We start from the raw sequence: 13,914 nt of genomic DNA on the forward strand, positions 1-13,914 counted from the left end.
TCCTCTTTTAGTAAACCGTCTCTTTAAAGAAGAATCCTGTATCTAACGGACGATTTACTGGTTGCATTTCTTCTATCTCTTTATATAAATCGTCTTTCACGTCATAATACGCATCACGATCTTCTACACATAAATCAATTGCTTTACGATATTTCTTCGTTACCTCAATAATGTATGCAGAGCTTTTTAGTACACCATCAACTTTTAAGCTAGCGACTTCAGCGTCAATTAGTTCTTCTAACTCATCGATGAAACAAATATCGTTTGGACTCATAATGTGAGTACCATTTTCATCTTCATAAATTGGATATTTATTGTTACGCTCTGGGTCATATAAGAACATATTCTCTTCATATTTTTTCTTTTCAATGTCAAGATTACGTCCTTGATACTCAAAGTAGTTCCCTACTAAGGAACGCTTCGATTGGAACATACAAGTCATACCGTGAATTTGTACTTCAAGTTCCACTTCAGCATTTTCTTTTAATTCAACAATTTCATCTAAGCTAAGCTCACGAGCTAATACAGCGCGTTTTGCTCCTCTTTCTCCCCAGTAGTTACAAGTAAACCAGTTTGTTGCTGTTGTTTCTGTATTCCAGTGCAATTGCATATTTGGCGCTACTTCTCGGACCGCCATTAATACTGCTGGGTCTCCGAAAACAATTGCATCTACACTTACTTCGTTTAAAAATGCAACATAATCTGTTAATTCGTCTACTTTATCATTGTGGAACATAGCGTTCATTGCTACGTATACTTTTACACCATTTTCATGCGCAATCTTCACAGCTTGTTTCACATCTTCACGTGAAAATTCCCCTGCTAAACGTAAACCGAACTTTTGCTCACCGATCATTACCGCATCTGCTCCTGCTTTCGCAAGAGGTTCGATATCCACTACTGCTTTTGGCGTTACTAACAATTCAGGTTTCTTCATACCTTGGTCACCCTCTCTTTTTACTAACAGCTACTCCATCACCAATTGGGAAAATCGTTGTATCATATCCTTCATGGTTCATAAGCCATTCATTGTACGTCTTAATACGACGGATTAAACCACGTGTACGTCTGTTTTCAATTTTCTCTTTTGTCGTTACAAGGCCATGGTACATAACATTATCTGAAATAATTACGCCACCAGAGTTTAATAACGGTTCATATAAGTCAAAAAAGCGACGATATTGTCCTTTTGCTGCATCAATAAAAATAACGTCAAACGTTCCATGTTCTTCTACTTGCTCACCTGTTTCTAACGCATCACCGTAAATAACAGAAATACGCTCTTTAACTGATGAACGTTCTATATATTCAAGTGCTTTTTCATATCGCTCACGATTGCGTTCAACTGTCACAATGCGAGAATTTGGAATAGCTTGCATCATACGAATACTAGAATAACCAATTGCTGTACCAAGCTCTAAAATGCTTTTTGGTCCAATTAAACGTAAAAATTGCAACATAAATTCCATTCCAAGTCGATCCATAATCGGCACATGATTTTCTTTCGCATAATCTTCCATTTCAAGAATTAATTTATCTTTCGGATCAATAAATGATAATAGGTACTCGTTAACTGCATCCTCCATAATGGTCCTCCTTATTTACATGGAGAAGTGCCTCTATGACGTCTTTTCACACATAGAATGCAATAAAAATACAAGCCAGCTTCATCCTTAGCTTGTACGTCCCGTTTTGATATTAAAAACGATTCTTCTGCCAGTTTTTAACCCGATATATTTTACCACAAAAAAGAGGGATGTGCGACATTTTTCGCTATCCCTCCCCATTTCACTGTTTTTTCGTAATATATTTTTGCTTTAATGTATTATGCTCTTCCAATGTTTTCGCATAGTACACTTCACCAGTTGGTGCAGCTAAGAAATAATAATAATCTGTTTGTGCAGGCTCTAACGCCGCTTCCACTGAATGTTTACCAGAGTTTGCAATCGGACCAACCGGCAATCCTTTCACAACATACGTATTGTACGGTGAGTTTATCTTTAAATCTTCGTATAATACACGTTGTTTATGCTTTCCAAGTGCATATAATACCGTTGGATCAGTTTGCAGGGGCATACCTTTTTCCAAACGATTATAAAAGACACTAGAGATTTTTTGACGATCTGTAAAGCCTGTTGCCTCTTCTTCAATAAGTGAAGACAATGTTAAAAGCTGATGAACATCCCAGTTTTTCGCTTTCATTTTTGCCTCGTTTTGAACAATGATTGCATTCGTTTTCTCAAGCATTGGAATTACAATTTCTTCTAACGTCGTATCTTTTTTATAGAAAGAGTACGTCGCAGGATATAAATAACCTTCTAATGGATATTTAATATTGCTATCAAAGATTTTATCCGTTAACAACTTCGGATACTTTTGCTGCATTTTTTGAATAAATGCTTTATCGTTTAATTGACGTACGACATCATCTTTATTCCACTTTAATTCGTTTGCAACCGTTTCTGCAATTTCAGTTACTTGTGCACCTTCTTTTATCGTCACTTTATAAAGAGCTGGACGATGTACATTACCAGATGACATTTGTTCAATAACATCTGAGGCACTCATTGAAGGATTTAATAAATATGTACCCGCTTGTAAATTTTTAGATTTAGCCTTTGTATAAAAACTAAAAACTGTACCGTTTTTCACAGCACCTTTTTCTTCTAAAATCTCACCAATTTTACTAGTAGATGATCCTTTTGGAATTTCTACTTCAATCTCTTTTTTATTCCCGCTATCAACTGGTCCTAATGCGGATGAAATATACGCATAGACTGAACCACAAACTAAAAGCAGTGCAATAATCGAAAATAAAAAAAGACGTCTACGCTTTTTTTTCACTTGATTCTCTATCAACACTCTTCCTCCTTAATTAAATTGTAGACCGTATGTATATCTTTCTATACAACACGATATAAAAACACAATAAATTTATTTATCTTTTTTTAGATAGACATTTTATTTTTCTACAATCCGTCTCATTATACTACAAAGGATTACACGGTTTCGACAAAAAATCTTTCATTTTACATATAAAAAAAGGTGGACTATATGTCGTCCACCTTTTCAGTACTTATTATTCAGCTTCTTGCTCATCAGCTAGAGTGTTGAACATTTCTTGTACCATTTCCCACTCTTCTTCAGATTCGATTGGAAGTAAACTTCCGCCCTCTTCTTCATTTTGCTCATAAGCCATTGCATCATAAATTGGGTCTCCATCTTCGTCTACTTCACCGATTGGAGAGAAGACTACGTATGATTTTTTGCCAAATTTTTCAGCATCAAAAGTGAAAATAATTTCACATAAATGTTCGTTACCTTTTTCGTCTACAATTGTAATTTGATTTTCTTCCATTTTGGTCACCTCTTATTTACTATCTAAAAATCCTTGTAAGATTACGACTGCAGCCATCTTATCGATTACCTGTTTTCGCTTCTTACGACTCACATCAGCTGAAATGAGCAGACGTTCCGCTGCCATCGTTGACAAACGCTCGTCCCACATTACAACTTCTAATTGTAACAGATTTCGCAGGTTTTCTGCAAATTGCTGGCACGCTTCACCACGTGGGCCAATTGTACCATTCATATTTTTAGGTAAACCTACTACTATTTTGTCCACATTGTACTGCTTTACTAACTCAGAAATACGATCAAAACCAAAGTGGCCTCGTTCTTCGTTAATCCTGATTGTTTCCAGCCCTTGCGCTGTCCAGCCCATTTCGTCGCTCATTGCAACTCCGACTGTTTTTGTACCTACATCTAAACCTAATATCCGCATAAACTACTCCTCACGATGATGTTTCAAGTACGACTTCACAAGCTCTTCAATTAACTCATCACGTTCAAGCTTGCGAATGATGCTTCGTGCATCTTTATGGCGAGGTATGTATGCTGGGTCTCCACTTAATAAATAACCGACGATTTGGTTAATCGGATTATAGCCTTTTTCTTGAAGTGCATCATACACAGTTAAAAGTACATCATTTACATGGACACTCTGTTTTTCATCTTGAATGCTAAACTTCATTGTTTTATCAAAACCGTCCATTTCAAGCACCTCACTTATATAGTAAGTATAGGGAGAAGAACTTCTCCTCTCCCTACCATTGTACACTACTATCTCTTTATTTTGAAACAGATTTAACGTACTCTTGTACAAATGCTAAAGCTTCCTCAACTTGCGCTGGGTTTTTACCGCCTGCTTGAGCCATGTCAGGACGGCCACCACCACCGCCGCCACAACGAGAAGCTACTTCTTTCACAAGTTTACCAGCATGGTAACCTTGGCTAATTAAATCTTTCGTTACGCCAGCTAAGATGTTTACTTTATCATCATTTACAGACGCTAATACGACAACTGCAGACTCTAATTTATTTTTCAGGTCATCCATCATCGTACGTAAGTTGTTCATATCTGCAACGTTTACTTTCGCTGCTAATACGTTTACTCCATCAACTGTCATTACTGAATCAGTTAAGTTTCCAGCTTCAATATTGCTTAATTTTGCAGCAAGAGATTCGTTTTCTTTTTGAAGTTGTTTTACTTCAGCAAATAAACCATCCACTCTTGTTAAAATATCTTTCGGGTTTGTTTTCATTTTTCCTGCTGCTTCTTTTAATAAACCTACTTGATCGTTCATTAATTCGTATGCAGATTTACCAGTTACTGCTTCAATACGACGCGTTCCTGCACCGATACCAGACTCAGCAACGATTTTGAAAATACCAATTGAAGCTGTGTTATCAACGTGACAACCACCGCAAAGCTCTAAGCTATAATCGCCTACTTGTACAACGCGTACAACATCACCGTATTTTTCACCGAATAATGCCATTGCACCCATTTCTTTCGCTTCTTCAATTGCTTTTTGAGAAATCTCAACATCAATACTTTCCCAAATTTTCTCGTTTACGATACGCTCAATTTTTTCTAATTCGTCAGCTTGTACTTGACCGAAGTGAGAGAAATCAAAACGTAAACGTTCAGAAGTTACAAGAGAACCTGCTTGGTTAACATGCGTTCCAAGTACGTCTTTTAATGCTTGGTGTAGTAAGTGAGTTGCTGTATGATTTTTCACAACGCTACTACGGTTTTTTGTGTCGATAATAGCTTTCACAGCCGCATCTTTCGTTAATGTACCTTCTTCAACAACAACTTTGTGTAAGTTTTGACCATTTGGTGCTTTTTGTACGTCTTTTACAAGTACTTTCACGCCGTCAGCAAGAAGGTAACCACGGTCTGCAATTTGTCCACCGCTCTCAGCATAGAATGGTGTTACATCAAGCATTAATTGCCCTTCTTCACCAGCTTGTAAGCTATCTGTGTATTCGCCGTTTTTCACAAGTGCAACAACGTTACTTTCTGTTGCAACTGTACCGTAACCAACGAACTCGCTCGCTACTTTCACTTCTCCAAGGACTCCGCCTTGAACTTGCATAGAATCAACGTCTTGACGAGCAGCACGTGCGCGCTCACGTTGTTTTTCCATTTCACTTTCAAAGCCTTCCTGATCAACTGTCATACCAGCTTCTTCTGCATATTCTTCTGTTAATTCAATCGGGAAACCATATGTGTCATATAGACGGAACGCATCTACTCCAGAAATAACAGTTGTTTTTTCTTCTTTTGCTTTTGTGATAACTTCAGCTAAAATTGCTTCCCCATCATGAAGTGTTTCATGGAAACGCTCTTCTTCGTTTTTCACAACTTTTGCTATGAAATCTTTCTTTTCAAGTACTTCTGGGTAGAAGTCTTTCATTACTTCTCCAACAACCGGCACTAATTCAAACATGAATGGACGGTTGATGTTTAATTTCTTCGAATAACGAACCGCGCGGCGTAATAAACGACGTAATACATAACCACGGCCTTCGTTAGATGGAAGAGCACCATCACCTACAGCAAATGTTACTGTACGGATATGGTCAGCAATTACTTTAAACGCCATATCTTTTTCTAAGTCACCATTACGATACTTCTCACCAGAAATTGATTCTGTTGCGCCAATCATCGGCATGAATAAGTCTGTATCAAAGTTTGTAGGTACATCTTGAACGATAGATGTCATACGCTCTAGACCCATCCCTGTATCGATGTTTTTCTTAGGAAGCGGTGTATATGAACCGTCTGGATTATGGTTAAATTGAGAGAATACAAGGTTCCATACTTCTAAGTAACGCTCGTTTTCTCCGCCTGGATATAATTCTGGGTCACTAAAGTCATTACCATAAGCTTCTCCGCGGTCATAGAAAATCTCTGTATTCGGTCCGCTTGGGCCTTCACCGATATCCCAGAAGTTTTCTTCTAAACGGATGATGCGCTCTTTTGGAACACCCATTTTTTCATTCCAAATTGTGAATGCTTCTTCATCTTCTGGATGGATTGTAACTGATAGTAATTCTTTATCGAATCCGATCCATTTGTCGCTCGTTAAGAATTCCCAAGCCCAAGTAATTGCTTCTTCTTTAAAGTAATCACCGATTGAGAAGTTTCCTAACATTTCAAAGAATGTATGGTGACGAGCTGTTTTCCCTACGTTTTCAATATCGTTTGTACGAATTGATTTTTGGGCATTTGTAATGCGTGGATTTTGCGGGATTACACGTCCATCAAAATATTTTTTTAATGTCGCTACACCACTGTTAATCCATAACAGAGATGGATCTTCATGCGGAACTAGTGATGCACTAGGTTCTACTGCATGTCCTTTTTCTTGGAAAAAGTCTAAAAACATTTGACGAATTTGTGCGCCTGTTAGTTGTTTCATTGTATTTTCCTCCTTAAATATAAAAAACTCCCGCCCCTATAAAAGGGACGAGAGTTAACTCGCGATACCACCCTAATTATGAATTGATTATTATAACAATCAATTCATCACCTCATGGTGCCGTAACGTGGCAAGACGGCAGTGATTAGCTGCTCTCAGGATTAGCTTTCTGTTACCCTTCATTTAAAGCTTCTTTCAGCCATATGGAAGCTTCTCTCTATAAATGGACTGTAACGTACTTTTTCCGTCATTGATTTAATGTATTATATGACTAAATATAATAGAATTCTCTTAAGTTTGTCAATGTAGATAATCATTTATATTGCATTAACCATAGTTATTCTACTATTCATTCTTAACAGCCTTTCAATATATTATGCATTTATTAATAAATTGTACTACCTCTATATTTTTTTCAGAATATTATTTTTTTGTTATAATTAAATTATTAATAATAAAGGAGCGAGCAAAATGACAACTTTATTGAACAAGGCTAAAAACATATTAACGACTGACGAAATGATATTATTTTACACTGCATGTTCATTAGATATACTTATTTATCGTTCCGTTGCAAGACCAGGACTGTTAATTTTAACGAACAAACGGCTCTTCTTTTATGGACCAGATGTAAGTAAGAACCCAATATTTGAAGAGTACTCTTTTGCAAACATTTCTAATCTAAAAGAGCAAAAGCGGCTTTTCAGCAATCAAATTATATTTATGTACGATAATGAATGGAAAAAAATAAAGCATATTCAAACAAATGATGTAAGCTCTCTCGTTCAACAAATACACGAGCAACTCTCTAAATAATGAAAGCCCTCTACTTTTATAAGTAGAGGGCTTTCATATTACACATCTTCTTTTTTCCAAAGAGGTCTTACATGAACGATCACCGTACGAATGACCGCTAAAACAGGAACTGATATTAATAGCCCTACAATCCCTGCCACTTCTCCTCCAACTAGTAATGCAAGCATAATAATAACAGGATGCATACGAAGTGACTTACCAACGATGTAAGGTGATAAAATGTTACTTTCCAAAAATTGCAAAATAGCAATCGTAATTCCCGCCTTAATGAGTAAACTTGTTGATACCGTTGCCGCAATCATCAATGTCGGAATCGCCCCTAAAATAGGACCGAAGTACGGGATTATATCCGTTACCCCAATAATAATGCCGAGTAATAATGGATATTTCATACCGATAAACCAAAAAGAAAGAACAGATACTCCCCCTAATACTAAGCAAACAAATAACTGTCCTCGAATATAACTTCCGAGTGACTTATCAATTTCTTTCGCCAGCATTTGCCCTGTACTACGCCACTTACTTGGGACTAATTTCCAAAAGATGTGATAAAATTCACCGTAATCTTTTAATATGTAAAATACAATGAACGGTATTAAGAAAATAATAAGCAACGAATCCAGTACGCCACGAGCCGTACTCATCACTTTATTTAAAAGTGATTGTATCTTCGTTTCTACACCAACAAAAATTTGTTTCACCTTTTCATGAATAAATGATGGGAAATTTGCTGTTTGTTCTGTGACGCCATCCATCCAAGAATCATACATTTTTGTAAACTGCGGAAATTGTTCATTAATCTCTTGTAACTGTTTAATAACAACTGGCGTTCCTTTATAAATTCCATAACCAATCCCGCCAAAGAAAAGGATGTAAATAAGCAAAATAGCAAGTGTACGTGGCATCCCTTCTTTATGAATTTTTTCAATTAAAGGATGCAATAAATACGCAATAAAACACGCAATAAGAAACGGTGTAATTGCCACTTTAAATACAAAAATAATCGGTGCCCATAGCGGCTTAATTTTTAAAAAGACGAGCAAACAAAGAAATACAAGTAACAATAACCCTAAACGATATATCCAAATGATTTTAAGATTCTTCACACGAAAAACCTCCTCCACCTTTATTTTGAAAATAAATAGGGTAGGTTATGTGCGAAAGTTTTAAAATCTTTTTATACAGACCATACTGTTTTGTAAAGACGTACATATACATAACATAATAAGGACAACCACCCCTGAGAATGCAGCATGAAACAATATAATCAGGAGGGCTCATAATGGTTTTATTTATGCTCGTATTATCAGCACTTTTTATGATTCTTGAATGGGTTTGTATCGGGTTTGGGATTTGGAAAGGTTTCTTTATTCGTTCCTCGCGAAAAGAAAGGGCGAAGCAATTATTTCATTACGGAATGCTTGGCGTTGGATGTTATGGCCTATCGTATCTCTTCTCTGAAATTGGACTTTTATATTTACATACAAGTGCATAAAAAAACTCCCTTATGATGAAGGGAGTTTTTTGCGCTTATAAATAAGATTTAATCATCTTACGTGCTTTTTTCATATTGCGTTTTGAAAATACATCTTGCTTGCGAGCATATTGATATGCTGCCGCTCCAACACCTAATGCGATTAATGAATTGCGTAGATTCAAAGTAAATCCCCCTTTTCGTCATCCGATCGTTCTTTCGTTCTCATCAAATAAATCATCAAGAGAGCTTAATGAACCATCTTCCTCTACTTGATGCGTATGGATTTTCCCTTTTGAAACCGATAATTCGATATAACAATTCCAGCAATAAAATTGGTTGACACCTATTTTTCCAATGTCTTTCCCTTTGCAATTTGGACAAATGAACATATGGCTTTCATCTCCTTACAGTCTCCCAGATTCTATTCGCCATTATGTCCAAACCGCATTCATTTATACATTGCTGGAGCCTTTCAACGTTATACGTTTGAAAGTTTCACTATATAATTTCACCTTGTTACATGAAATCATACGGTGAAATGTTTTCCACGTCCATTTCTTCGCCATTAACTGTTACCATCTGTACTTCTCCTTGTGATTCTTGCAAACGATTCGCTAAAGTCGTTTGACGCATTGCATCATCAAGGCGATTTACACCAGATTGGAAAGCTGCTTCCTCCCCGCAAATAATGAGGAACTTTTTACTTCTTGTAATACCAGTGTAAATTAAATTACGACGTAACATACGATTGTAACTTTTCACTATCGGCATAATCACAATCGGAAACTCACTACCTTGCGATTTATGAATCGAACAGCAATAGGCATGTGTAATTTGATTTAAGTCTGGCTTTGTATACGTTACCTCAATTCCATCAAATGAAACGATAATCATATCTTGTTGTTCAACGTTCTCTTTCGCATAAAACACCGAAACAATTTCTCCGATATCACCATTAAACACTTGGCTCTCCGGTTGATTAACGAGTTGCAGTACTTTATCGCCTCTTCGGTATACAACATCACCGTAAGCAATTTCTTTACTCTTTTCCCTTTTCGGATTAAACACTTCTTGCAACGCTTCGTTTAGTACATTAATACCGGCAGGGCCACGATACATCGGGGCCAGTACTTGTACATCTCTTGCGCTAAACCCTTTTGTCTTAGCATTTTCACAAACCTTCTTAACAACCTCAACAATTTGAGCTCCTGTACAGCCGATAAATGAACGATCTTTTTGATTTTGCGCTAAATCTGGTGGGAGCGTTCCATTTTTTATCGCATGGGCGAGTTGAATAACAGATGAGCCTTCCGCTTGACGATAAATTTCAGTAAGCTTCACTGTTGGAACTGCACCTGCATTCAATAAATCTTTCAACACTTGTCCAGGTCCTACAGATGGTAATTGATCTTCATCACCTACAACGATAACTTGAATGTTAGTCGGCAATGATTTAAACAGCTGATTTGCAAGCCAAATATCAACCATTGAAAATTCATCAATAATAAGCAATTTCCCTTGTACCGGATCCGTTTCATTACGCTGGAAAGACCCTTCTGGGGTCCAGCCAAGTAAACGGTGAATTGTACAAGCTGGAAGCCCTGTTGATTCACTCATTCGCTTCGCTGCTCTTCCTGTTGGGGCCGTTAATAATATCGGAAATGGATTATCGTCACTGTATTCATTCGGATTTAACGATAGGCCGTGAAGTGACGCATACATTTCAACAATTCCTTTAATAACTGTTGTTTTCCCTGTTCCTGGTCCACCTGTCAATAACATCATCGGTTTATGAAGTGCCGTTTGAATCGCTTCTTGTTGAAACGGTGCATACTGTACGTTCAGTTGTTCTTCAATTTGACCTAACGTCTTTAACACTTCTGCTTCAGGAAATGAGGGTGTTTCTTCTTGATTCATAAGTCGGCGAATAGACTTTACAACACCTTTTTCTGAGTAAAATAACGATGCTAAATACACTCGTTCTTCTTCTATGATAACTTTCCCTTCACTTTGCATCATTTCAACGCAAGCTACAATGTCTTCCTCGGTCACTCTTCCTTCTTGATTATTTAAAAGTGACATCGTTTCTCTTACGAGTTGATTTTTCCCCATATAAACGTGACCAAGTTGCAATGAAACATTCTCTAACGTATAAAAACAACCCGCACGTACACGGTCATCATGATTACCCGATATACCTAACGCACGTCCTATATCATCCGCTCTTCCAAATCCAATCCCGTCCACTTCTTCAATAAGCTTATACGGATTATTACGAATCACTTCTAATGTCATCTCTTTATATTGCTGGTAAATCTTAATAGAAAGCTTCGTTCCAAAACCGTAACCATTTAAAAAACTCATTACTTTCTCTAGTCCTTGATGTTCAACAATTGTCTCATATATTTCTTGAGCTTTTTGCTTATTGACAACACCATTTAACGCATCCGGATCATCCATAATTTTAGAGATGGCATGTTCCCCAAGATGATCCACAATTTTTTCAGCTGTACGCTTTCCTATCCCTTTAAATAAATCACTCGCTAAATATTGCACCATACCAGCTTTTGTTTGCGGCAATTCTTTCTTAAATGTTTCAACTAAATATTGTTTCCCATACTTCGGATGGTCTTTAAAATGCCCTGTCAATGTAAACACTTCATCTTCATGCATGCGGGGAAAATGACCGTTTATCATCACTTTTTTTTCGTCGTACGTTTCATTCGTCTCAATGACTTTCATACTGACAACGGAATAGAGGTTTTCTTCGTTGTGGAAAATGGTATGAAGAACTTGCGCTTTTATAAACTTTTTATCTTCCTCAAACAAATCCATTGCATGTTGATTTCCCATCTTTCCTCTCCTTTCCGGTTCATTTCACTTTAATGAGCAGTACATCCCCCACCTATTTAGATGAGGGATAACTACCCATTAAACTATCTTTTCATCTTATTCAGCTTCTTGCTCCAATAAACGAACACCATTACCAGCTAAAAAGTGATCTGGCTGAATTTCAGTTGCTTTCTTAAATAAAGTAAGAGCCTTCTCGTTATTTTCTTCAAATACGTACGCAACACCTAAATTATAATACGCATCTGCATGCTCTTCATCCATTTCTAATACCTTTTCAAAATAAGGTTTCGCCTCTTGAATATGTTCTAAACGTGCAAAGCAAAGTCCGCACTGGAACACAGCTTCTACATCGTTTTCATCTAATTCTGTTGCTCTTTGTAAAAACGGCAGTGCAAGACGATCATTTCCAAGTTGCACATGTGTAATACCTAACATAAATGTTACATCAGCTGATTGTAATCCCGCTTGCATCGCTTGTTCAAATACAGCCTTTGCCTCTGCAAATTGCTCTTGACCGTAATATATATTTCCTAATCCATAATAAGCAGCCGCAGATTTATCATCTAATTCTAATGCACGTTTATAAAATAAAATTGCTCTTTCACTATCACCTAGTACATCTAATAAGTTCGCAAAATTAATGTATCCAAGCGCATCTTTCGGATTTTCTTCGATTGCTTCTGTGAAATTTTTAGCAGCTTCTTCCCAGTTTCCTTCTTGCATATATTGAATACCTGTTTCAAGTTTGTTTGACATGTCCTTCACCTCTACAACAAATTATAACAAAGAATGTATTTTCCAAGCGAACGAAAATTCGCTTTATGTAAAAGAAACCTCTAACCGCTAATCGGCAGAGGCTTCTCATTTTATCCTAAATAATCCAATTTCTTACCACTACGATATACTTCATCAATTGTAGCACCGCCTAAGCACTCATCTCCATCATAGAAAACAACTGCTTGTCCTGGTGTAATTGCACGAATTGGCTCATCACAAAGAATACGAACTGTATTTTCATCAACGATTTGAACCGTTACTTTATTGTCTTCTTGACGATAACGGAATTTCGCTGTGCACTTAAATTCTTTTTCTTTCGCTTCATTACTTACCCAGCCGATATTCGTAGCAATAACTTCATCACCATATAGAAGTTCGTTATGGAATCCTTGATCAACATATAAAATGTTTTCTTTCAAGTTTTTCCCAACAGCAAACCACGGATCACCGTTACCACCAATACCAAGACCATGACGTTGTCCAATTGTATAGTACATTAAACCGTCATGTTTTCCTTTCACTTCACCAGATAATGTTTGCATCACACCTGGTTGCGCTGGTAAATAGTTGCTTAAGAAATCTTTAAAGTTACGCTCACCGATAAAGCAAATACCAGTACTATCTTTCTTCGCCGCTGTCGCTAAACCAGCTTCTGTCGCCATTTCACGAATTTGCGGTTTCTTTAATTCACCTAATGGGAACATTGTTTTTGATAATTGCTCTTGGCTTAATTGATTCAAGAAATACGTTTGGTCTTTATTATCATCAACGCCGCGAAGCATTTTATATTCGCCGTCCATATAAGCAACGCGTGCATAATGACCTGTCGCTACATAATCAGCACCAAGCGCAATTGCATGCTCTAAAAATGCTTTAAATTTAATTTCTTTATTACACATTACATCTGGGTTTGGTGTACGACCAGCTCGGTACTCATCTAAGAAGTACGTAAATACTTTATCCCAGTATTGTTTTTCAAAGTTTACTGCATAATACGGAATGCCAATTTGGTTACACACTTCAATTACATCATTGTAATCTTCTGTTGCTGTGCAGACACCATTCTCATCTGTATCATCCCAGTTTTTCATAAAAATCCCGATTACATCATAACCTTGCTCTTTTAATAAAAGAGCTGCTACAGATGAATCGACGCCACCGGACATCCCGATGACAACGCGTGTTTCTTGAGGTAGTTTGTTCATCATGTCACCTCCC

General features: G+C 37.0%; 15 protein-coding genes and 1 other annotated feature. Of the genes, 2 read left to right on the top strand and 13 right to left on the bottom strand.

Annotation, left to right across the window (positions count from 1 at the left end):
* Positions 1-7: 7 nt before the first annotated feature.
* The 7 genes from DN389_RS17345 to alaS form a co-directional block, all read right to left on the bottom strand.
* Positions 8-937 carry a peptidase U32 family protein gene (locus DN389_RS17345; protein ID WP_046957595.1) on the bottom strand — a complete coding sequence of 310 codons (930 nt, stop codon included), beginning with the start codon at positions 935-937 and terminating at the stop codon, positions 8-10.
* 7 nt (positions 938-944) lie between these two features.
* Entirely contained in the window at positions 945-1,586 is a 642-nt protein-coding gene (locus DN389_RS17350) for an O-methyltransferase (RefSeq protein WP_149237396.1), read from the bottom strand.
* Between the two features lie 202 nt (positions 1,587-1,788).
* A complete protein-coding gene (mltG, locus tag DN389_RS17355; protein WP_000572148.1) occupies positions 1,789-2,859 on the bottom strand; it encodes an endolytic transglycosylase MltG in 1,071 nt (356 codons plus the stop codon).
* Positions 2,860-3,079: 220 nt separating this feature from the next.
* A complete protein-coding gene (locus DN389_RS17360; RefSeq protein WP_000392245.1) occupies positions 3,080-3,358 on the bottom strand; it encodes a DUF1292 domain-containing protein in 279 nt (92 codons plus the stop codon).
* 12 nt (positions 3,359-3,370) lie between these two features.
* Positions 3,371-3,784: a Holliday junction resolvase RuvX gene (ruvX, locus tag DN389_RS17365; RefSeq protein WP_001221204.1), complete on the bottom strand. Its 414-nt coding sequence runs from the start codon at positions 3,782-3,784 to the stop codon at positions 3,371-3,373.
* A 3-nt stretch (positions 3,785-3,787) separates the two neighbouring features.
* Entirely contained in the window at positions 3,788-4,054 is a 267-nt protein-coding gene (locus DN389_RS17370; protein WP_000348590.1) for an IreB family regulatory phosphoprotein, read from the bottom strand.
* Positions 4,055-4,130: 76 nt separating this feature from the next.
* Positions 4,131-6,773, bottom strand: a complete 2,643-nt coding sequence (gene alaS / locus DN389_RS17375) for an alanine--tRNA ligase (RefSeq protein ID WP_048541432.1) — start codon at positions 6,771-6,773, stop codon at positions 4,131-4,133.
* A 40-nt stretch (positions 6,774-6,813) separates the two neighbouring features.
* Positions 6,814-7,033: a binding site (T-box leader), on the bottom strand.
* A gap of 211 nt (positions 7,034-7,244) precedes the next feature.
* On the opposite strand from alaS, the gene DN389_RS17380 reads away from it, so the two are divergent.
* The gene (locus tag DN389_RS17380) at positions 7,245-7,589 is read left to right on the top strand and encodes a PH domain-containing protein (protein WP_149237398.1); all 345 of its coding nucleotides are present in this window, start codon (positions 7,245-7,247) and stop codon (positions 7,587-7,589) included.
* Positions 7,590-7,627: 38 nt separating this feature from the next.
* Here the strand turns inward: DN389_RS17380 and DN389_RS17385 are convergent, their stop codons facing one another.
* Positions 7,628-8,695, bottom strand: a complete 1,068-nt coding sequence (locus DN389_RS17385; protein ID WP_088093513.1) for an AI-2E family transporter — start codon at positions 8,693-8,695, stop codon at positions 7,628-7,630.
* Between the two features lie 176 nt (positions 8,696-8,871).
* Between DN389_RS17385 and DN389_RS17390 the strand changes: the two genes are divergently transcribed.
* On the top strand, positions 8,872-9,084 hold the full coding sequence (locus DN389_RS17390) for a hypothetical protein (RefSeq protein ID WP_000242555.1): 213 nt from the start codon (positions 8,872-8,874) through the stop codon (positions 9,082-9,084).
* A gap of 35 nt (positions 9,085-9,119) precedes the next feature.
* On the opposite strand, the gene DN389_RS17395 is transcribed toward DN389_RS17390, so the two are convergent.
* The 5 genes from DN389_RS17395 to mnmA all read right to left on the bottom strand — a co-directional run bounded on the left by DN389_RS17395 (position 9,120) and on the right by mnmA (position 13,901).
* Positions 9,120-9,248 carry a YrzQ family protein gene (locus DN389_RS17395; RefSeq protein ID WP_001053553.1) on the bottom strand — a complete coding sequence of 43 codons (129 nt, stop codon included), beginning with the start codon at positions 9,246-9,248 and terminating at the stop codon, positions 9,120-9,122.
* Positions 9,249-9,266: 18 nt separating this feature from the next.
* A complete protein-coding gene (locus DN389_RS17400) occupies positions 9,267-9,455 on the bottom strand; it encodes a hypothetical protein (RefSeq protein WP_000469281.1) in 189 nt (62 codons plus the stop codon).
* Positions 9,456-9,582: 127 nt separating this feature from the next.
* Entirely contained in the window at positions 9,583-11,919 is a 2,337-nt protein-coding gene (recD2, locus tag DN389_RS17405) for an SF1B family DNA helicase RecD2 (RefSeq protein WP_046958828.1), read from the bottom strand.
* 96 nt (positions 11,920-12,015) lie between these two features.
* The gene (locus tag DN389_RS17410) at positions 12,016-12,675 is read right to left on the bottom strand and encodes a tetratricopeptide repeat protein (protein WP_088123441.1); all 660 of its coding nucleotides are present in this window, start codon (positions 12,673-12,675) and stop codon (positions 12,016-12,018) included.
* 110 nt (positions 12,676-12,785) lie between these two features.
* Positions 12,786-13,901 (bottom strand): tRNA 2-thiouridine(34) synthase MnmA, encoded by a 1,116-nt coding sequence (gene mnmA / locus DN389_RS17415; protein ID WP_001038022.1) that lies wholly within the window; start codon positions 13,899-13,901, stop codon positions 12,786-12,788.
* Positions 13,902-13,914 lie beyond the last annotated feature (13 nt).

The organism is Bacillus sp. AY3-1, assembly GCF_008368785.1.
Lineage (GTDB): Bacteria > Bacillota > Bacilli > Bacillales > Bacillaceae_G > Bacillus_A > Bacillus_A wiedmannii.

Coding starts and splice junctions, on each gene's coding strand:
- DN389_RS17345 (WP_046957595.1), bottom strand. CDS start 937: ATGAAGAAACCTGAATTGTTAGTAACGCCAAAAGCAGTAGTGGATATC.
- DN389_RS17350 (WP_149237396.1), bottom strand. CDS start 1,586: ATGGAGGATGCAGTTAACGAGTACCTATTATCATTTATTGATCCGAAA.
- DN389_RS17360 (WP_000392245.1), bottom strand. CDS start 3,358: ATGGAAGAAAATCAAATTACAATTGTAGACGAAAAAGGTAACGAACAT.
- ruvX (WP_001221204.1), bottom strand. CDS start 3,784: ATGCGGATATTAGGTTTAGATGTAGGTACAAAAACAGTCGGAGTTGCA.
- DN389_RS17370 (WP_000348590.1), bottom strand. CDS start 4,054: ATGGACGGTTTTGATAAAACAATGAAGTTTAGCATTCAAGATGAAAAA.
- alaS (WP_048541432.1), bottom strand. CDS start 6,773: ATGAAACAACTAACAGGCGCACAAATTCGTCAAATGTTTTTAGACTTT.
- DN389_RS17380 (WP_149237398.1), top strand. CDS start 7,245: ATGACAACTTTATTGAACAAGGCTAAAAACATATTAACGACTGACGAA.
- DN389_RS17390 (WP_000242555.1), top strand. CDS start 8,872: ATGGTTTTATTTATGCTCGTATTATCAGCACTTTTTATGATTCTTGAA.
- DN389_RS17400 (WP_000469281.1), bottom strand. CDS start 9,455: ATGTTCATTTGTCCAAATTGCAAAGGGAAAGACATTGGAAAAATAGGT.
- recD2 (WP_046958828.1), bottom strand. CDS start 11,919: ATGGGAAATCAACATGCAATGGATTTGTTTGAGGAAGATAAAAAGTTT.
- DN389_RS17410 (WP_088123441.1), bottom strand. CDS start 12,675: ATGTCAAACAAACTTGAAACAGGTATTCAATATATGCAAGAAGGAAAC.
- mnmA (WP_001038022.1), bottom strand. CDS start 13,901: ATGAACAAACTACCTCAAGAAACACGCGTTGTCATCGGGATGTCCGGT.